21 protein-coding genes and 1 pseudogene are annotated in these 19,127 nt (G+C 57.2%); 16 read left to right on the top strand and 6 right to left on the bottom strand.

Features of this window, described 5'->3' with window-relative positions; all coding sequences use genetic code 11:
• Positions 1–379: 379 nt before the first annotated feature.
• Together RXV90_RS23965 and RXV90_RS23970 are read right to left on the bottom strand one after the other, a co-directional pair.
• On the bottom strand, positions 380–793 hold the full coding sequence (locus RXV90_RS23965) for a hypothetical protein (protein ID WP_316652615.1): 414 nt from the start codon (positions 791–793) through the stop codon (positions 380–382).
• Positions 790–1,215 carry a hypothetical protein gene (locus RXV90_RS23970; protein ID WP_316652617.1) on the bottom strand — a complete coding sequence of 142 codons (426 nt, stop codon included), beginning with the start codon at positions 1,213–1,215 and terminating at the stop codon, positions 790–792. The genes RXV90_RS23965 and RXV90_RS23970 overlap by 4 nt, the downstream gene beginning before the upstream one ends.
• Before the next feature lie 272 nt (positions 1,216–1,487).
• Here RXV90_RS23970 and RXV90_RS23975 point away from each other — a divergent pair, with 272 nt between their 5' ends.
• The 14 genes from RXV90_RS23975 to RXV90_RS24040 all read left to right on the top strand — a co-directional run bounded on the left by RXV90_RS23975 (position 1,488) and on the right by RXV90_RS24040 (position 12,884).
• A complete protein-coding gene (locus RXV90_RS23975; protein WP_316652620.1) occupies positions 1,488–1,802 on the top strand; it encodes a hypothetical protein in 315 nt (104 codons plus the stop codon).
• Positions 1,799–2,143 (top strand): hypothetical protein, encoded by a 345-nt coding sequence (locus tag RXV90_RS23980; RefSeq protein ID WP_316652621.1) that lies wholly within the window; start codon positions 1,799–1,801, stop codon positions 2,141–2,143. The genes RXV90_RS23975 and RXV90_RS23980 overlap by 4 nt, the downstream gene beginning before the upstream one ends.
• Positions 2,144–2,250: 107 nt before the next feature.
• Positions 2,251–3,318: an FtsH protease activity modulator HflK gene (hflK, locus tag RXV90_RS23985; protein WP_316652623.1), complete on the top strand. Its 1,068-nt coding sequence runs from the start codon at positions 2,251–2,253 to the stop codon at positions 3,316–3,318.
• Positions 3,315–4,403: a protease modulator HflC gene (gene hflC, locus RXV90_RS23990; RefSeq protein WP_316652625.1), complete on the top strand. Its 1,089-nt coding sequence runs from the start codon at positions 3,315–3,317 to the stop codon at positions 4,401–4,403. The genes hflK and hflC overlap by 4 nt, the downstream gene beginning before the upstream one ends.
• 23 nt (positions 4,404–4,426) lie before the next feature.
• Positions 4,427–4,669 (top strand): hypothetical protein, encoded by a 243-nt coding sequence (locus tag RXV90_RS23995; protein WP_316652627.1) that lies wholly within the window; start codon positions 4,427–4,429, stop codon positions 4,667–4,669.
• 43 nt (positions 4,670–4,712) lie between these two features.
• A complete protein-coding gene (locus tag RXV90_RS24000; RefSeq protein ID WP_316652629.1) occupies positions 4,713–4,880 on the top strand; it encodes a phosphate-starvation-inducible PsiE family protein in 168 nt (55 codons plus the stop codon).
• A gap of 293 nt (positions 4,881–5,173) precedes the next feature.
• Entirely contained in the window at positions 5,174–5,677 is a 504-nt protein-coding gene (locus RXV90_RS24005; RefSeq protein ID WP_316652631.1) for a hypothetical protein, read from the top strand.
• Between the two features lie 200 nt (positions 5,678–5,877).
• Complete coding sequence (locus RXV90_RS24010; protein WP_316652633.1) at positions 5,878–6,009, top strand: hypothetical protein; 132 nt, start codon at positions 5,878–5,880, stop codon at positions 6,007–6,009.
• A gap of 34 nt (positions 6,010–6,043) precedes the next feature.
• Positions 6,044–6,850, top strand: coding sequence for a transglutaminase-like domain-containing protein (locus RXV90_RS24015; RefSeq protein WP_316652634.1), 807 nt, complete (start codon positions 6,044–6,046; stop codon positions 6,848–6,850).
• Positions 6,851–6,940: 90 nt separating this feature from the next.
• On the top strand, positions 6,941–7,120 hold the full coding sequence (locus RXV90_RS24020; protein ID WP_316652636.1) for a hypothetical protein: 180 nt from the start codon (positions 6,941–6,943) through the stop codon (positions 7,118–7,120).
• A gap of 77 nt (positions 7,121–7,197) precedes the next feature.
• Entirely contained in the window at positions 7,198–7,731 is a 534-nt protein-coding gene (locus tag RXV90_RS24025; RefSeq protein ID WP_316652639.1) for a hypothetical protein, read from the top strand.
• 257 nt (positions 7,732–7,988) lie between these two features.
• Positions 7,989–8,915, top strand: coding sequence for a transglutaminase family protein (locus RXV90_RS24030; protein WP_316652641.1), 927 nt, complete (start codon positions 7,989–7,991; stop codon positions 8,913–8,915).
• Positions 8,916–9,605: 690 nt separating this feature from the next.
• Entirely contained in the window at positions 9,606–9,980 is a 375-nt protein-coding gene (locus RXV90_RS24035) for a hypothetical protein (RefSeq protein WP_316652671.1), read from the top strand.
• 132 nt (positions 9,981–10,112) lie between these two features.
• Positions 10,113–12,884, top strand: a complete 2,772-nt coding sequence (locus RXV90_RS24040) for a DNA polymerase (protein WP_316652643.1) — start codon at positions 10,113–10,115, stop codon at positions 12,882–12,884.
• Between the two features lie 51 nt (positions 12,885–12,935).
• On the opposite strand, the gene RXV90_RS24045 is transcribed toward RXV90_RS24040, so the two are convergent.
• From RXV90_RS24045 to RXV90_RS24055, 3 genes are all read right to left on the bottom strand, one after another.
• Positions 12,936–13,532: a tyrosine-type recombinase/integrase gene (locus RXV90_RS24045; RefSeq protein WP_316652645.1), complete on the bottom strand. Its 597-nt coding sequence runs from the start codon at positions 13,530–13,532 to the stop codon at positions 12,936–12,938.
• Positions 13,533–13,832: 300 nt separating this feature from the next.
• Positions 13,833–14,723 carry an ankyrin repeat domain-containing protein gene (locus tag RXV90_RS24050; RefSeq protein WP_316652646.1) on the bottom strand — a complete coding sequence of 297 codons (891 nt, stop codon included), beginning with the start codon at positions 14,721–14,723 and terminating at the stop codon, positions 13,833–13,835.
• Positions 14,724–14,894: 171 nt separating this feature from the next.
• Complete coding sequence (locus RXV90_RS24055) at positions 14,895–15,233, bottom strand: c-type cytochrome (protein ID WP_316652649.1); 339 nt, start codon at positions 15,231–15,233, stop codon at positions 14,895–14,897.
• A 561-nt stretch (positions 15,234–15,794) separates the two neighbouring features.
• On the opposite strand from RXV90_RS24055, the gene RXV90_RS24060 reads away from it, so the two are divergent.
• Positions 15,795–16,505, top strand: a complete 711-nt coding sequence (locus RXV90_RS24060; protein WP_316652651.1) for an ankyrin repeat domain-containing protein — start codon at positions 15,795–15,797, stop codon at positions 16,503–16,505.
• A 395-nt stretch (positions 16,506–16,900) separates the two neighbouring features.
• On the opposite strand, the gene RXV90_RS24065 is transcribed toward RXV90_RS24060, so the two are convergent.
• Positions 16,901–17,611: a hypothetical protein gene (locus RXV90_RS24065; protein ID WP_316652653.1), complete on the bottom strand. Its 711-nt coding sequence runs from the start codon at positions 17,609–17,611 to the stop codon at positions 16,901–16,903.
• A gap of 1,127 nt (positions 17,612–18,738) precedes the next feature.
• Here RXV90_RS24065 and RXV90_RS24070 point away from each other — a divergent pair.
• Positions 18,739–19,023, top strand: a pseudogene (locus RXV90_RS24070) (IS5/IS1182 family transposase); the annotation flags it as partial.
• Positions 19,024–19,127: the final 104 nt, after the last annotated feature.

Genomic DNA, 19,127 nt, shown 5'->3' on the forward strand with positions numbered 1-19,127 from the left:
GTTCAGTTCTTTGTTCGTCAAGGCGTCGTCATGTGCTTCATGCGCCTTCTCAGCGGCCCGATAGTGCTTCAGGGCCGCATCCTTTTTCGGACCGTCGGGCGCCTTGTCCCAGGTCGCTTTGACGGATTTCATCTTGTCGGCAGTCCGGGTCTCTTGGGGTGTCATTGGAACTGTCCTTTCCTGGACGATCCGGGAATAAGAAGCGTGCTGGCGTGCCTAGGTATCGGGTACCAGCACACCCTCACGCTTCTCGGTTACTCGGAAATGAAGTGCCGCCAGACATTCGGCGGGCACAACTCACCTTGCCTCTGTAAGCGCCCTCCCGCACTGACGCAGGTTAGCCCCGACGCCTGCGGCAGGTCGGTTGCCCATGCGCTTCTCAAGTCACCGCAGTTTGCTGATGGGAAATCCTCAGCCATCTGTCGTCATCGTTGAGGTAGGTAGAGGCACAGAGGGCCTTGTAGATCGGCACATCGGGTTTCTCTGCCGAGACGCGATAGGTGAGAATGGCGATGTCATGACACCGCATCACGCGCCGTTCGGCCATGACAACGGAGCGCCAGCCGGTCCTTTCCCGAAGATGGGTCCAGATCTGGTCGCCCTGGAGGATGCCGGGCGGATAGGGAAAAATCATCACCGCGTTGGTCGCTGTCGTCGCCTGCGCACTATCGGCGCCGCTGGTCCAGAACTGTTCCTCCATGTCCCAGAGTATGCCCTGTTCGTGTGGAGAAAGCGTACCGGACTTGTGTGCCGCATGGGCCGGTCTCCTCGCGGTCGCGGTTGAGACGGTCATTCGCATGACCCCGACCCGCCAACCATGAACATCTGAAACAGTACAAAGATGATCGCGAGTACCGCCCAGATCGCGCCGCTTGTTCTCGGGCGACCGTCGACCACCGTGGAGGCAGCGCGCAGCAGGGCACCTGACGCCGGTCCTTCGGGAAGCAGCTGGCTCAGGTCTCGTGCGACCCTCCCGTGATCGCTGGCGAGCGCAGGAACGTCCCGAAATCGGGCAAGCAGCGTTCCCAATCGTGCCCGCGCGGCGTCGCGCCCCAGCGTGACCAGTTCAGCGGTTTCCTTCCATGGATCGAGGCCAAGCCGCGCAAGCGTGGAGAGCACAGTCACGGCATAGCCGTTCCGGTCCTCGCCGACGGAGGCATGGAGAAACCGATCGAACTCGGGCGGGTGCGGGTTGAGAGCCTTGGGGTCGGCCATCGCCACTCCTTTCAAGGGTTGCAGGAATGCAGATCATCCCTGTTTCCCAAAGGATACGCGCAAGTCGGACCCCGCGCCCTTACACAGGTCAGTGCCGGCTACTTTCCACCGGGAGTTCGCAACCGGTTCCGTGTTCGGGACTAACATGCGTCAGCGCCAGTCGAACGGTTCCGAAGTACAAAAGGAGAAATCGTTCGACTGGTCAGGTCCGGAATCCAAGGGGCCGTCAACAGTGGCGAGCGACGGATCTGCCAAAATCGTGGAGGCCAGAGATGAGCGTGCGTTCATCCAGTTTGAGGGTGACTTTCCTGCACCCGTTCAGCCTAGCCGATTTTCCAGACAAACTTCCGGCCGGGGACTACGAAGTCCTGATTCAGGAAGAACTTCTCCGCGGGCAAGGTTTCGAAACGTATCAGAGGACGGCGACCCATATGACCGTTCCTGGCAGAGGGGATCGGGCGGGTTGGATGGAACTGCACACAATATCAGAGCGCGACCTGAATGAGGCGCTGAGCCGGGATCAGGGTCCGACTGAGATGAACAACCACAGCGAAGCGGCGCTTTCTCCGCAGGAGGACTTGAAATGAATACTCCCGAATGGCTCAAACCCGGCATCTATGGTGCCGTGATCGGTGCTGTCTTTGTCGGCGTCGTCGGCTTCACCTGGGGCGGCTGGGTGACCGGCGGCACCTCGAATGACAGGGCGATGGCGATGTCCCGTAACGATGTCGTCGCCTCAATGGTACCGGTCTGCCTCGACATGGCGCGGTCAGACCCGGCTCGGGCGGACAAGCTTGCAACGATCCGGGCAGCTTCAATCTACCAGAAGCGCGACGCTCTCATGACAGCCGGCTGGGCGACGATGCCAGGAACCGATGCCCAAGACCGGGACATTGCGCAAGCCTGCCTGAAGGAACTGGACCTCTGAGGTCATGCTGTTCAAAGCCGACGATGTGATGGCGCAAAACGGGTCGCACCGTCAAACGCGCGAGCCAGGCATCGTACCGCGTGCCAAAGCCGAAATAGGAGCTTGCGATGCCTTCTGATGACAATGGACCGGAAGATCGCGGGCCTTGGAAAAACAAGCAGACCCGCGTTCCCCCTGAGGTTGACGCAATTCTCAGGCGGGGCCGGGATCGGCTGCACGGCATCCTGCCGGACGGTCTGCCACCGGTGAAGCGTCTTGCAATCGGGGCCGCCATTGCGCTTGCGGCGTTTGGGGCGTGGACCTCCTACTACACGGTGCCAAGCGACTCCGTCGCGATTGTCCAACGGTTCGGGAAGTACGCGGCTGAGGTCCCTCCGGGGCTGCACTTCAAGATCCCGTTCGGGATCGACGTGACCACGTTGGTCCCGGTCAAGCGCCAGCTGAAACAGGAGTTCGGGTTCACGACTCCGGGTGCCTCCGATCCCTATCAGAGCCCGACGGACGGTCGCCGCGAGACCGAGATGGTGACTGGCGATCTCAACGCCGCGCTCGTGGAGTGGGTGGTCCAGTACCGGATTTCCGAACCCCGGAAGTTTTTGTTTGAAGTGCGCGAGCCGAGCGCGACCCTGCGTTACGTCTCGGAGTCCGTCATGCGCGAAGTCGTGGGAGACCGCACGGTCGACGAGGTGATCACCGTCGGGCGCCAGGAAATCGAAAGCGAAGCCCTGCTGAAGATGCAGGCGCTCGCGACCAAATACGCGATGGGCATCAGTATCGATCAGGTGCAGCTGAAGAACATCAATCCGCCCCAGCCGGTTCAGGCCTCGTTCAACGAGGTCAACCAGGCACAACAAGAGAAGGAGCGGATCATCAACGAGGCCCGCCGCGAATACAACCGCGTCATTCCGCTGGCGGAGGGCGAAAAGGACCAGCGTATCCGCGAAGCCGATGGTTATCGCCTGAGGCGGATCAACGAAGCCGAGGGCGATGCGGCCCGATTCACGGCCCTCCTGACGGAATACCGTCTGGCGCCCGAAGTGACCCGGCGCCGGATCTACATCGAAAGCCTGCAGGATGTTCTGCCGGGAATTGGTTCCAAGATCATTGTCGACGGCTCCACGGCAAGCATCCTCCCGCTTTTGAACCTTGATCGACAGACAGGAGAGCAACGATGAAGACCCTTTCGCTTATTGCCTCGGGGATCGCAGTTGCCGGGGTCGTCGCTGCGTCATCCGCCGTCTACACGGTCGGCGAGGTCGAACAGGCCATCATCACCCAGTTCGGCAAGCCGGTCGGCGCGCCGATCACCGAGGCTGGTCTCAAGTGGAAACTCCCCTTCGTTCAGGAGGTTAACCGGATCGACAGCCGGGTTCTGGAGTGGGACGGCTCGCCATCGGACATGCCCACCAAGGACAAGCTCTATATCTCGGTCGATCTCTTCGCGCGCTGGAAGATCACCGATCCTCTGCAGTACTTTTTGCGCCTGCGCGACGAACGCAGCGCCCAGTCGCGCCTCGATGATATCCTCGGCAGCGAGACGCGGAATGCCGTCGCCAAGCACGAACTCATCGAGATCGTGCGCACGACCAGGGGCCGGACACCGCTTCGGGACACGCTGCTGACGGATCAGGAGCTTGCCCAGGACATCGGCGCACTGGTTCCCATCACGAAGGGGCGGGCGCTGGTCGAGCAGCAGATCTTCGAGGCGGCGGCGGAGAAGGTGCGCGTCTTCGGGATCGAGCTTCTCGACATTCGTTTCAAGCGCATAAACTACAATGAGAGCGTGCGACCCAAGATCTATGACCGCATGATCTCGGAGCGCCGGCAGATCGCCGAAAGATTCCTGTCCGAAGGCAACGGTGAAGCGGCCCGTATTCAAGGCAACAGGGTGCGGGACTTGAACAAGATTCAGTCCGAAGCCTATCGCGCCGTCGAGGAAATCCGCGGTGCCGCCGATGCCGCAGCAGCAGCAATCTATGCGGGCGCCTACAATGTCGATGCCGTTTCGGTCGAATTCTACGATTTCACCCGAACCATGCAGGCCTACGGCGATATGATCTCCGACGACACGACGCTTGTCCTGACGACGGACAGCGATTTGTTCCAGTTCCTGCGCGGCATGCAGGGCGAGGCAGACCCACTCCTCGATCCGGGCAGCGACCCGGGCGACGGTGGCGTTGCGTCAACCGGCAGTGCCCGACCAGCGCAAGACCCCGCGTCGCCGATCGTGACACGCTCAGATGTCGGCGTTGGCCGATAGTTTCGTGGCCAAAGGCCGCAATCATGAATAGAGTGGATCAAGCGGGAGGGGCAGCGGTCGACAAGGGCGGTGCCCCACAGGAAGACGACGTCGAGGGGCGCGGCGAAAGGCTGTTTTCCCTGAGTCTGTTCCACTTCATCGAGCGTCTGTTGCTGGTTGTGATCGTGGCCATGACACTCCTTGCCGTCGCCTTTGAAAGGCGTGGCTATCTATCGCCTTGGCACAATCCTGCTGGCGGATATTCTGGCGATGTTTCTCTACCTTGAAGTGATCGGAATGGTTGCGGTGTATTAGGCCAAACGCAATTCCGTGTTCGTGTATCCAATTTTTATTGTGATCACTGCGGTCGGACGGCTGGTCGTCCTGCAGGGCAAGGAAATGGCGCCGGAAAACATACTGATCGAGGCGGCCGCCATTCTCCTCCTCTCGTTGTCCGCACTCGTAATCGTCTGGGCGATCGGCAAGCAGGCAGCATGATGACGCTCAGCAAGGTCCCGCGCGGTTTTTTCGGGCCTCTATTCTTGTATTGAATTTGTCTTCAACGAAGGCAGACGGTCCTACTCATTGCGGAAGCACCTTGATGACACCTCGACCACCGAGGCCGTTTTATTTCTGTTTCTGAGCAAGAAACGCCTAATAAATTTCCTTGCACCTAACCTGCGTCAGCACCCGATGTCCGCCTGGTTGTAAGGTAGATGGCAAGAGCTGGATCGCGATGAGGCGAGGGCCTGCCTGCACACGCTCGAGCACACGACATCCAGCGTCACACCATGCAGCGTGAAGGATGGCAAGCCATGACATCAGTGAAAAATCTTACCAGGACGGCCGCAGAGACGACCGATCTTGAACGGCGCGTGCTGGCCCATGAACGGATCCTGCAGGCTCTGATCGCCTACATGGCCCGTACCGAGCCGCGTTTCGTCGACCACCTGCGAGAACGGTTCGTAGAACCGATGAGATTGACCCAGCGCGAACACGACCACCGCGAAACCGATGATTATGCGGCGGAGTTCATCCGCGCCGTGATGCTTCTCGGAGAAGCGCCCGCGCCCAACGCGAAGGAGCCGGAAATGGCCGACAAGCAACCCGTGCCGCCGAAAAGCAGAGAGGGACAGGGTTCTTTCATGAACAGGCCACCGCAGCGCGGTGGAGTTCAGGTGCGCGAAAGGAACGGCATCTGGGAGGTGGAGGTCGATGGCAAGTTCCGCGGCGACTACCACCAGAAGGAACATGCTCTTGCCGCTGCGGCCCTGCACAAGTTGTCGCCCCGATGACCGGTAGCACCCACGTGACAGTCCCACGGGACTTCGCGATCCAGGTGGCCGAGAACGAAGGCATGCCATCGAGATCGAATTCCAGGGGCTCCCCGCCACCGCCCGCGCCAACTCGACGGCTGACCGGAACGCTCACGCTTGGGCTATCGAAGACACGCGGGGCAACCGGCGGACTCTGGTCCGCCAAGGAGAAAGCGGCGATGAGACATCCGCTGGCGAGGCTGATCGCGGGGACGGCAGTTATAGCGGGTATGATCGCGTCCTTCGCCTTCCCCGTCCTTGCGAAGGATGGCACTGACCCGATGCCTCGGACGCTCATCCTTGCAAGATGATCATGACATGACCAGGCGCGGCCGTGTGTCCGGCATGCGGGTCAGCATCGGGTGCCGTCTGCGATACAGCTTCCCGCAACCGACGCCGCTGATCGCGCTGCTGAACGTGCACTACTCGCGCTTTGGCGATCTGGAGCGCGCCGACTATCTCGTGACGCAGCCGAGCGTGCCGCTGGAAAGCTATCGCGACGCGTTCGGCAACTGGTGCACGCGGATGGTGGCTCCGGCGGGCAACTTCTGCCTGTCGACGGATGGCATCTTCCGCGACACGGGCCAGCCTGATCCCTCCATGCCCGGAGCGCGGCAGCACGCGGTTCAGGATCTTCCTTTCGAGACGCTCGTGTTTCTGCAGGGCAGCCGGTATTGCGACACCGACCTTCTATCGGAGGAGGCGTGGCGCCTATTCGAGACCACGGACCCCGGATGGTCACGGGTGCAGGCGATCTGCGATTTCGTGCATGGACATGTCCGCTTCGACTATATGCAGGCGAAGGCAACGCGCACCGCGTCGCAGACCCTCGCCGAGGGGCAGGGTGTCTGCCGCGACTTTGCCCATGTGGCCATCGCGCTGTGTCGTTGCATGAACATTCCGGCCCGCTACTGCACCGGATATCTGAGCGACATCGGTGAGCCTTTGCCTCATCCGCCTGGGGACTTCGCCGCGTGGATGGAGGTGTTCCTTGCTGGAGAATGGCACATGTTCGATCCACGGAACAACAAGCCGAGGTTTGCGAGAATCCTGATCGTGCGCGGTCGCGATGCTGCCGATGTCCCTCTGACCCAGACATTCGGCCAGAACACGTTGATGGAATTCAAGGTCTGGACGGATGAATTGGCCTGACTGACCTCGGCTTCCTTTTCGATGCACCATCGCAATTCGGGTCGCCAGCCCCCATATATACAATACCGATGCGAGGTATCCCGGTCCGACATGGACGAGGAGTTGGCGTCGGATAATCAAAGGATCGATGAAATGTCCTTCAAGGACCTGACCGCCAGAGCTGCGGCTGCGTTAAAGCCCAAGCCTGCGAAAACAGCGACGACTCCTGCCAAGGAGACCGAGCCCAAGGCTTCTGGCAAGGATGCACCCGCCAAGTCCAAGACATCTTGAGGGTGTGCACCGGTTACGCGCCTCATTCCCGTGAGGGGCGCGGACCGCCCACGGCACCATGGGAAAGGAACGCGCGAATGGAAGATCTGACGAGCAAGACCGTTGCGGTTTTTTCCCGGCCCTTCACCGTTCCGGGCTTTGACGAGACGCTCCCGGCGGGAGAGTACGAGATCGAAACGGAACTGGCTTCACCCCCCGATCAACGGGATCCCGCAGCCTGGAAAGCCTCCGTCCTTGTGAAGCTTCATCCCCGGATATCTCATCCGGGACTTGCGCGGACTCTGACTGTTTCCCTTGCCGACCTCGACCAAGCACGCGCAAGGGACAAGCTGACCGGCAGGGAGTTGTCCGACTTTTTCCTTGAAGAAATGCTGGCTGATCCGATGGTGCAACTCGTGATGAAGGCCGACGGGGTCTCTGAGGCGCACCTGCGACATCTCTATTCCGGGTCTGGGACGTCCGATCGGAACCTGGCTGCGCCGTCTTCGAAGACGACCGCCCGAGGAGCGCGGGACGAAGAGTCGATCCGGACCGCCGAAAACGAAGGCATGCCTTCACGACCGGACTCGCCGCCGTCCTTGCGCACCCGTCTGGCTGCGGGGAAAACGTGATGGCGGACGAGGCCATCGCCGAAGGTGACGTACCGGACATCGCGACCCCAAGGGCCGTGGGTGATGTTCCGCAAGAACGCAGATGCCTGCGATGCGAAACCTCGTTCTGGAGCGAAGGCTTCGGAGAACGGATTTGCCGACGCTGCAAGGGGTTGAGTGCCTGGCGGAACGCCGCGCCAATCAGCCCGGGCCCATCTCGCGGCCGCTGATCCCCACAGGCGCGCGCCGTCTTCCCCGAACCGCACTGGATCTCCATTTTGGCCTGCCTCGACATCGTTCACACCACAACCTACCGATACCGTCACGAGGTGTCTCTCGGGCCGCACAGGTTGATGCTGCGTCCCCGCGAAACAAGGGAATTGCGCCTACTTGCGCATGCCCTCTCCATTTCTCCAACGGCGACGGTAACCTGGGCGCATGACGTGGCCGGCAACGCCATCGCCACCGCCGTCTTTGACGGCCTGACAGATCATCTGGTGATCGAGAGCCGCGCTTCCGTGGAACTCACCGCGCCGGCCTGGCCGGTCTTTGCCATCGCTGCCTCGGCGGCCCAGTACCCCTTTGTCTACACCGCCGACGAATGGACGGATCTGGGTGCATTGACGGTACCGCAATACTGCGACCCGGATGGCCGCCTTGCCCGATGGGTCGAGGGATTTGTCATGGCACGCCCGACCGACACGCTGTCTTTGCTGAAGGACATCAGCAACGGCGTTTCCACGCAAACTCTCTACCAGAGCCGCGACGACGAAGGCACCCAGTCGCCGATCGAGACCCTTGACCGGCGATGGGGCTCTTGTCGAGATTTCGCGGTCCTGCTTGCCGAGTCAGCCCGCCGACTTGGTTTTGGCGCCCGCATCGTCTCAGGCTATCTGTCCGATCCCGAAATGAGCCTCGTTGGGTCGGCGGGTTCAGGGTCTACCCATGCTTGGGTCGAGATATTTGTCCCCGGTGCTGGATGGATTGCCTTCGATCCAACGAACCGAAGTGTCGGGTCTCAGAACCTGATTCCAGTCGCAGTCGGTCGCGGCATTCACCAAATCGTGCCGGTCTCTGGAAGCTATTCAGGAGGGCGGGGTGCCCTTTCTGATCTTGCGGTCGGAGTTGCGGTGCGACTTGCGGTACACGATCATGCAGCTGCTATGGAGGATTGGACAGTCCGTCCGCCTGAATCAAGGTCGTAGCCACTGTAGGTGTGCAACTTGTGCGCAATCCAAGGTGAAGGTCCGCAAAGCGCACGAAAGCAGCCTACTGCGCAAACGCAGCGAACTCACCCTTTGTCCGCTTCTCGGACATCGGGCCCTATCCGGCGAACGTCCGCTACTAGTAGAAGCTGACGTTCAGGTTAGAGCGTACAAACCTCTTCGGCAGATCCGCGTCGCTATGCCGTTGTTAGCGCTCAATGTGGCTCGCTCGAAGAAAACCTCCGCAGGACCAACGGGAACCCTCGTGTTCTCCAGAAGTCACCACAAACGAGCCCGCTGGACATCCCGCCATGCGAAAATCGCTCGATCCAAACCTCGAAACAGAATGTCAAACTTTCACCAGTTGCCTCCCAGAACGCATCCTCGAGAAGCTTTTGTAGCTCTTGGACGGTCGCTGGCACCTCGACTTCGGTAAAATTGGTCCGCAGTTCGCGCCACAGATACTGATCGCCTCTGAGCCCCCATTGCTTCGGCTCTTCTCGAAATAGGTCACCAACAACCTGCATCTTTGTTCAACCTCCAGAAATCGCTGTGACCCGCGTCTCCTGGAATACGTCCACGCACAACGCTGACCTGTTGTGTTCCAGTGATCAGACAGCGGTTCCGGACAAGTGCGTTGACCGAGCGCCGTCAGCCATCCGAGGCCTCCATGATCAGAATGAGGAGATGATGGTGACCCTAGAGAAGCAATTCACGTTGGAAGCCGCTGAAAAGCCGAAGGTGACCAGCCCTGTCCATCAGCGCCGGCAGAAGTTCATCACGGCAATCGACAAGCAGATAGCGAAACTCGTTGATGGTTCGTCTGGGTCCGCTCAGGGCAAAGCGGGCTGGGTCTGGCAGTCAGACGACGGCACGTGGTTTGTCTCGCCGCGGTACGGGCGCACGCCGGTCGAGTTGGCACCGGGCATGAACGCTATCAAGTGTTCGAGCCAGGAGGATGCCGCGAAGAACCTCGCCAAGCTGAAGACGCTGACCAGTGAGGGCAAGCTGGACGGTATCCTGGAGGCTGCCGCGTCAGAAATCCGTAGTCGGTTTGGGAAATAAGCACAGTCTGCGAGATTTCTGTCCTGTTACACGAAAAATGGTAAAAGTTCCGTATGGGTGTAGGATATATACTTTTACCATTTTTACGTTGGGCGAAGACAAGCCGAAGCCCACAAGCACAGGATTATTTTTATGCCATACGAACAAGAACTAACACCCACACTAAAATCTGAGAACTTCCACCCCCGCGCAAAGGATCCGGATCAGTATCTGATCATTGGCTTTGACACGGAATACCAAAGGGATGTTGTTGAGCTGCCAAGCGGCAAGGCCGAGCTCAGAAACATCGTTCTTTCCTACCAGTTCAGCTGCCGCATTGTGACGACAGAGAACGAGGGTGAAGAGCCTTGTTGGTCCGGGATACGGCTGCCACCAGGTCCCAATGACGAGGATCGATTTTCTCTGGAAGAGTTTGTTGGACACGCCATTCGGGCTGGCTTCGAAGAACATCCCGATCTCGTCATGCCGTCTGACATCTATCTGGTTGCTCACTTCAATCGTGCGGACGTTCCGGGATTCTCGGACTTCAAAGACGAGAAGACACGAAGAGCGCTGAACCTGGAGAATGTCCGCGGCAGTTACGTGAACGTTAAGAAGGACATTCCGATCAGCCTTAAGGATGATGACACAGACGAAGCGATCGATCTGAGCGTTCGCATTAGAGACACGATCACACTGGCTCCAACGGGCGCTCAAAGCCTGGAAAAGCTCGGCGGGATCCTCGGCTTCGAAAAGATCAAGCTGTCTGACGATCGCAAAGAAGAGCAGCACTTCAAAGAGAACATGCAGGACTTCCTGAAGTCCAACTGGAACCTATTCCGAGAGTACGCGATACGCGATGCGGAGATTTGTGCTCAGTACAGTTTGAAGATGATCCGACTAAACCGTGAGAAGACGGACAAGTTCAAGCTGCCGATTACGCTCACTTCTATCGGCGTTGATCTGATCCGAGAGTATTGGAAGGAGAACGGCGTAGATCCGTTGGAGATTGTTGGGAAAGAAGAGTGTGTAGATCGGTATTGGAGCAAGAAGAACAGCAGATATCAAACATCGAAACGGGTTGTCTCCATCAAGAATCTCTTCTGGAACGAGGACTTCTTCACGGAATGCTACCATGGTGGCCGCAATGAGCAGTTCTGGTTTGGTCCTGCGCCAGAGGGCGTCTGGTACGACTACGATCTGACGAGCGCCTATCCATCTGCGATGGCTCTGATCGGGGTGCCAGATTGGTCAACGATCCGTCCAATCAAGAACACTGAAGAACTCTTGAACGGTGACCTTCGGCCAAACAGCCTGGCTTTTGCAAACGTCGATTTTGAGTTTCCCGAGTCCGTTCGTTACCCAGTCCTGCCTGTTCGGACAGAAAACGGCCTGATCTTCCCAAGGCGCGGCAACAGTTCGACTCATATCAGTGAGATCCTTTTGGCCAAGGAACTCGGCGCAAAAATCACCTTGGTCGAAGGCAGGCGAATTGACTCGGTGACCGCAGAAATTCGTGCTGGGCTTCCTCATGAGTTCAATCGTGTTTTCCAGGGATTTGCGAAAAGATGCATAGAAGAGCGGGCGAAGTATCCGAAGAAAACGTTGAACAACCTGTTTTGGAAGGAGTTGGTGAACTCAACGTACGGAAAGACCGCTCAAGGTCTGCGTGAACGTCGGATCTATGACCTTCGCGATGGTGACACAAAGCGTCTTGGCCCGAGCAAGATCACTAATCCAGTCTTTGCTTCGTTCATAACGGCGTTTTGCCGAGCTGTGCTTGGGGAAATCATGAACGCGTTGCCTGAGACCGTGAAGGTGTTCAGCGTGACAACCGATGGCTTCCTGACGACCGCGACCGAAGAAGACATGCTTTATGCACCTGGTTTTCTCTCGGGCATGTACAGAGCGTCGCGACATCTTTTGGCGGGTCCCGTCCCCGAGGGTCAACCTCCACGACCGATTTATGAGGTCAAACATGTCATCCGTCAGCCTTTGGGTTGGAGGACGCGAGGGCAAGCCACGCTTCGACCATCGCAGAAGCAAGACTGGGAAGACACTAATTGGGATCTGCTCGGATCAAAGGTTGAACCAACCGAAGACGATATGCTCGTCCTTGCAAAGGGCGGAATTAAGCTGAACCGCCTACTGTCCAAGCCGGAACAGAACAATGAGGTTGTTGAGCTATTCCTAAATCGTAAACCGTCGGACACGCAGACTTTGACCTTGGGTCGTGGGATCAGAGAGATGTACGAAGGTGGTCTGGACTTCACCAACAAGGAACTGACCGAGCGTCTCTCGATGGAGTTTGACTGGAAACGACGTCCAGAAAGCGCTGGCATGTTTTCCGTCAAATTCGGCGATACGGACGAACGTAAGCACCTAGTGTTCACAACCAAACCTTGGGATTCAGTTGATCAGTTCAACACCGTCCGTCGTATCTGGGCTGAATACAATAAGAATGCGCCGCATTGCCTGAAGACGCTCGAAGACTACGAGGCGTTCGCTGTGTTCTTCGAAGGTAAGTTGGCTGCTGATGGGCCCGCTGGAAAGTATCTCCGGCGGACAGATGGCATTCGCAAACGGATCAGGCAGGAGTTGATCGTCGCTCACCGACACCGCAAAGCGGGCACACACGAAGTAAAAGCTCACGCTTTTGGAAACACCAACATCTTCCCCGACAAGAAGAAGATCAAAGCCAAAGACCTTGCTGACCTGCTATCCGACGGGCTCAAACTACCTTGCTCTGTCGACGACGTTAACAATGCGAGAAAGAAAAAGACGTTCACGCCTCATCAGGTGCCACGCACAAACGACGCTGAAGTCATTCTGAGAAAAGCAAGGCGATATTTATTTCCTGCGCTAGAGATAGATGAATTTCTAACATCTAAAGCGGAGTTCACACTTTCGGTTGGCAAGCTCTGAAAATGAAGTTTGATGCTTTTCTCCTGTTGGTCAGAAAAGGTTCCGGATCTCCTAGATCAGATCAACAATGCTGCGCCGAGCGTTCTCCGAATGCTCGATATAGAGCTCCGTCGTCTGCAGCGATGAATGCCCAGCAAGGTACTGAACGTCTCTCAGCGACCCGCCAACGGTTGTGATCTTCCTCGCCGCGTTGGTGATGAATGTCCGTCGTCCGCTATGTGAGGAGCATCCAATCAGGCCAAGATCGCGATACCAGTGGCTGAACATGTTGACGATCGCCTGCGGGCTGGTTCGGTCAGCACGCTCGGTTCGGATCACGTGATTGATGGGTGAGAAATCTCGGCGATGTCGGCAATCCTTAAGCAACCTGGCAAGCTTGGCACGAAGGTCCTTGTTCAGAGGAATCCTGCGACCGGATTTGCCCTTCGACGCTTCGTTTTGAAGCGCGATCTCGTTTGCCAGGGCGCCATCAGCGTCCAAGACCATTTCCCATCGGAGATACGCGATCTCCTTCGCTCTCAGCCCCGCTTTGACGGAGAGCAGGAAGATTACCTGATTGCGGAGAGCGTTTCGACGCCCTGCGAGGTAGTTAAGGACAGCACTGATCTGGTTCTTGTTCAGCGTCTTCGCTTGCTTGCAAAGTGCCATCGGAACCTCATGATGAAATCTGTCTGAGCCCGGCATACGGTCATCGGTTTTGGAGGGGCACTGTTATTTCCTGCGAATTTTCTATTGGATTTCAGAGTGGTAGATGAACTGATGATGAACGTGTAGTTCTATCATCAGTTCACCTAAGGTGGGTTGCCGTTCAGTGCCAGACCCCGGACATGCAACGACCGCATTTATCGGAAGCGGTCGTTCGTCGTGATCGGCCGGATGTCCGAGATGCGGACGAAGCGGACGGCCAACAGGAGAGCACAGATTTGCGCGCCGACCTCCGAAGTTGGTCTAGCGGATGTTGTCTCGGAGGACGGCAATGAGCCCGATCCTCTCTTCCCGCGTCATGTCTGGCACGCGGATCATCTCGGTTCCAGGGACGACCCCGGTCGGGTCAAAGAGGAACGCGTTGAGAGCCTCTGCCGTCCAAACACCATCCAGTTCACTCATTGCGCCTGAGTAAGGGTAGTCCTCCTTGGCCCCGCGCGGAGATCCATAAATGCCAATCAATGAGGGACCTACGTGCGGGCCCGTCGCGGATTTGCCCTCCGCGATTTCGTGGCACGTATTGCAGCCGTGAAGCGCTCTGAGCCCTGCTTCCACATTGGCGCTGTCGAGTTCGCCTTGTGTAATCGGCTCTGGCACATTGGCAGCGGCGCCGTGGGCACGAAGAAAGTCCACCATATCCTGATGACCAGACGCAGCGGCGGCGTGGATTGGAGGCCTGCCCTTGCTGTTTCGGAAATTCACATCAGCCCCGTGCTCGATCAGTAGCGTCGCGGCTTCGAACGCGCCCCGATCGGCGGCCTCATGGAGTGGAGATTGATCAAAATCCCCCGCTGCCAAATCCGGATCTGCGCCGCTCTTTAGAAGAAGCGCGAGCACGGATGTATCATTTGCTCGTGCTGCGGCGTGAAGCGGGCTTCCGTAGGTGAAGCTCGTATTGGGATTGGCTCCATGTTCAAGCAACACCTCGACGACGTCGGCATATCCACGTTGTGCGGCGAAGAAGAGCGGCCGGCTGAGCGTTTTGGGATCATGGGAGTCAGCCTCTAGGACTTGAATGACCGCTTCTGGATCACCTTCTTTCACAGCATTCAGCAGATCGGGATTTGCCAAGACAGCCCCTGCAGATAACAGCAGTCCAATCAGAAATCCTAATCGCGAAATGTATCTACGCATGAGATCCTCCGTTCGTAATGCGGTTTCAATCAGAGTAATCCGAAGACGTGAACTGGCGGAATTGGACGCTTGTTAGGGTTCGAAGCAAACAGTTCGCCGTTTGCTAGGATGTCATCCATGCGGGCGAAGTCGCCGCTCGGTGATAAGAGCCGGTAGGAGCGTGGCGGGTACTCAATACCGCTTCTGGACTTCGTAGAATGCAGCCAGGTCCGCTAGATCTTGGTCGCTAAGATCACGAAGGAACTTGGTCATCGAAGCGCCTTTGCTGCTGTCGACCCGTGCCCCCGAAACGTAGTTTTTCATCTCGTTCAGCAAATAAACTGAAGGTTGACCGGCCAACATAGGCACGGGTTGAAACGATGTTGATCGTGCATTGCCGTCGACACCGTGGCACCGCGCACAGTTTGAGCGAGCAAGATCTCTACCATTTTCTGGATCTCCTTCCGCTATAGCTGTTTCCGCAATCCCAAGTGACGCAAGTATGATGACCAAAAGTTGTCGAATACTCATCCTCCTCCTCCCGAACTTCTGTGTGCTCGGTGCCGAGAATACCACAGTCTGCTGCATATCGAGAAACTGGAGCATCCAGTATGAGAACCGGCGCCGGTGCTGAACAACCTTGGATAGTTCCGCAAGGTCGCTTAGTCCCGATAATCTGGCCCTTCTGCCCGCTCCGGGTTCGGAGCGGACGCTCGCAACAAATCAGTAAACGACCGCTTCGCGGACGGAGCGGCCTGATGCTGATGCAGCGGAGTTAGCCACCACGAGTCAGCCGCATCGGTGAGCTAGTCGCGGCACTGCAGCGCAAGTTCCGCAAAGCGGCCGTTCATCACCGCCAAGCTAGCTGAAACCCAAACCAGCCGTTCGCTGCGAGCATAGTCAACGTCTCACAAGCGGGACAAACCGGCCGTTTGACCCAACCCACAAGATGCCCCAAGATCACACCTAGTTTCCCTCATGCGCTCGCACCCAGTGAGCGGCGACAAGGAGGCGAAAATGACGTCAATATCCATCCATAGGTGTCTGCTCACTCTCATGGTTTGCGGAGGGGTAACTCAGCTTGCGCCAGCAATGGCCGGTCCGCTTCACGACGCAGTTCGCACTGGAGAAGAGGCTGCGGTCCTGGAAGCGCTGAGCACAGTCGAAGATGTGGATGAAACCGATTTCGTTCTTGGATCACCCCTTCATCTGGCGGTCGTCGAAAACAAGCCCGGTATCGTACGCATACTTATCGAGAGAGGTGCTCAAGTAGATGCGCCGAGTGAGCTAGAGGCAAGGACAGCACTTCATCTCGCGGCCGATGCAGGAGATTCCGAACTGGTATCTCTGCTTTTGGAAGAAGGAGCGGACGTCGATTCAAAAGATAGAAGCGGCAAGCAGGCAATTCATATTGCGGCGATATCGGGACACACCATGGTTGTTGAGAACCTGCTCGAAGCAGGGGCAAAGGTCGATAGCCGTGAACCCAGCGAAGGTATGACGCCTCTTCTAATCGCAAGCCTTCAGGGCGAGGTTGATCTCGTCAAACTCCTCGTCACTGCGGGGGCCGACATTGAAGCAAGAAGCGCCAGCGGGCGCACACCATTCTTTTTTTCAACCTCGATGGAGTCCTTTGTGAACGTCGGAGATGACAGACTCATCAGGTATTTTGCGGACAAAGGTGTCGATCGATCCCCGGAAGACAATGCTGGAATTACACCGTTGCATTGGGCAAAGAGTCGAAACGTTCCCACTTACGACGAAATAGCCAAGATCCTCACGCGGCTTGGGGTTGATCGCTAGCGCACAGATGTTCTTGTGCGCGCTTGCGGGGTAGGTCCCTGTCAAGCTTGGAGCAGACGCTTAGTGACTTCGCCCTGAATTGCATCGCTTACGAAGCAACCGGCGCTCGCGTTCGCTACGCCGAGTATAGGCGCTCTAAGGCTTTCGAAAATTTCCATCCACCAAGACGCCAAACCCCATTATACAAGACCCAAATCTAAAAAAGATGTACGCTACAGGTCTCAAACAAGCTGGTCTTCCCGAATAAATTGGGCAAACACCAGACGGGAGAGCGTCTGCTTTGGGATCCTACCGGACCTTAGTACCACACATGCCGCACAGCTTGAATTGGCCTTCTTGCGAAGTTGCGCGTTCTTCCCGAAGTTAGCAGGCTGTCATCGTGCCAAGCAAAGTTCTTAGGCGCGTATCCGCAAAGCTGATAGCCCACCAACCGCAACCAAGAGAAGTAGTCCAGTGGCGGGTAGAGGTATGGGCGATGGACCTGGTGGACCGTCGCCAACTGTGGCTATTCCCAAGCCGATGTTTTCACCACCCGGGATATCCACGTTTGAGAAATCTAGAAGGAAGACAAGGCTTTCACCACTTGCGAAGTCCATGTCGTAGAAGAGCGCAACGTTTCCTCCGAGAGTCCCTTCATTCGACCCCGAAATCACAGTGAACATGTCACCGGATTTGGCGAAATCGGCGTTGAAATAGAAATCCGAATACCCCGAAGCAACGGTCAAGATGGCACCCGTCTTGTCGATGTCGCTTATATAGATGACGACATCGGACACGGCGTCGAGAAAGGTCAGAGTCCAACTAAAAGCACCAGTGGACGAACCAATCTGCTGGTTAAACCCGTCTCCGGATGTGCCGCCAGGTTGCGCAAGCGAGCCAAATTGATCTCCGGCGTACGGGTAGTTCTCGTTGGTGTAGCCGTTCTCTTCCCACGGAACTTGCGTCGTTACCAACTGCACATCGACTGACCCTACTGATCCGGTTTGAGTTGCGTTGTTCTCATCCCACTGACCGTCGGTTCCGTTGTCGTCGATTTGAAGTGTCGCAGCGCTGGAAGCTCCGGCGAAGAACGTGAACAGCAAGAAAACGAAGACAGAATACCTCATTACACACTCCCCCAAGTATGGAACGATTAGCCAAGGTAACACAAAATGAGCGATTGCTCAAATTTTGCGCCGCGGCGTTCCTGGTTCCATTGAATGGGCAGAGCCCAACTGCCTGAATACTTGTGCTAACTGGCGCGGGCATTTCGGCCTATCGGGCCGCATTGATGATGAGAGATTTGTTGGATTAAGGCTACACTAGTAATCGACGCGTCCAGTTGAGGATATCTGCGGCCTTCTCGAAAACCGCGAATGTGCGAGCAGTATCAATCTCGGCGTCTGAATGTTCTTCCGTTCCGCGCCCGAGTGCAGCGCCACGTGGCCAAACCGCAAGCAACGACTATCGCGGCAATCTCAAGGTAAGTCATGGGAAAGCACCATTCGCATTTGATCTTCTGTCCGCCCCAATAACTGAACTCGTTTTGTGTTGTGGTTGGAGTTGAGAGGGCGCCCGGATCAGGCTCGGGACAGAACCTGAACCTGGGCGCCCTTGCCGAACCTGAAGTAGCACCAGGTCCGATTCTCAAGAAGCCAAACCCTTAGGACACACACTGGGCTCAACTCGCTACACTCGTACTCACCAAAACTCGTTACTTGGGACACACAACAAGTCGTGACGTGCGCAGATAAATTAATACTGCTAATGCGACATTAGTATGTTTGACTCAAATCGTGAAAGGGCAATTTCAAGGCAATGGATAGACAATGCGTTTCGCCAGCGTGATCAACTTCGCTCAACTTGCGGCCTAGACTGTCGGATAGTAGCATTGCTACGCGTTGCCAGCATTCCTCATCCCCGAGGCGTTCAAGGTGGATTTGCTATTCGTTTAGTCCTTTATGCTGGCAGCGCATCCTTCGCGAAATCACGGCACGATGCTCGAAAGGTTCCAGAGGCTCTCAATTGACAGCAGGACAAACGTGGCTTCGGGATGCCCTACATCAACTCCGTTCACCTGCGCAGGCACAAGGGCTTGATGAAGCCGACGACGCCCTGCGCCAAGCCATTATCCGCGTTTGTTTGGAGGCGGACATTCCTACAATGCTCTCAGTCAAAGAACTGACCACGGACCACGAAGGGACAAGAGGACGGGCGTAACCGGGCTCTTGCAAGCATTGGAACTATGAATTCGGATACCGAGACCCATCTGATCGTGACACATGACGTGATCAATGACGGGTACGACCGCGAGCAACTGTCACCGATGGCCAAGGGCACGAAGGCCGCGCTCGGTCGTGACGAGATGCGTGTCGTCGCCGACAAGGGCTACTTCAGTGGCCGCGAGATCCTGGCCTGCCACGAGGAGGGCATTACCACGACGCTCCCCCGGCCCGAGACTTCGGGCAACCGGAAGAAAGACATGTATGTGAACGCTGACTTCGCCTACGAGGCAGATGCGGATGTCTACCGGTGCCCTGTACACATCTGCCGCCTACCACCCACTTTGCATTCGACAGCCTGGAAAAAGATGTTTCTAGTGTAAGTGGACCACCTCACACAATGGGAACTCAAATGTGCCGA

This window comes from Ovoidimarina sediminis, from assembly GCF_032586175.1.
In the GTDB taxonomy this organism is placed as follows: Bacteria; Pseudomonadota; Alphaproteobacteria; order Rhodobacterales; family Rhodobacteraceae; genus Ovoidimarina; species Ovoidimarina sediminis.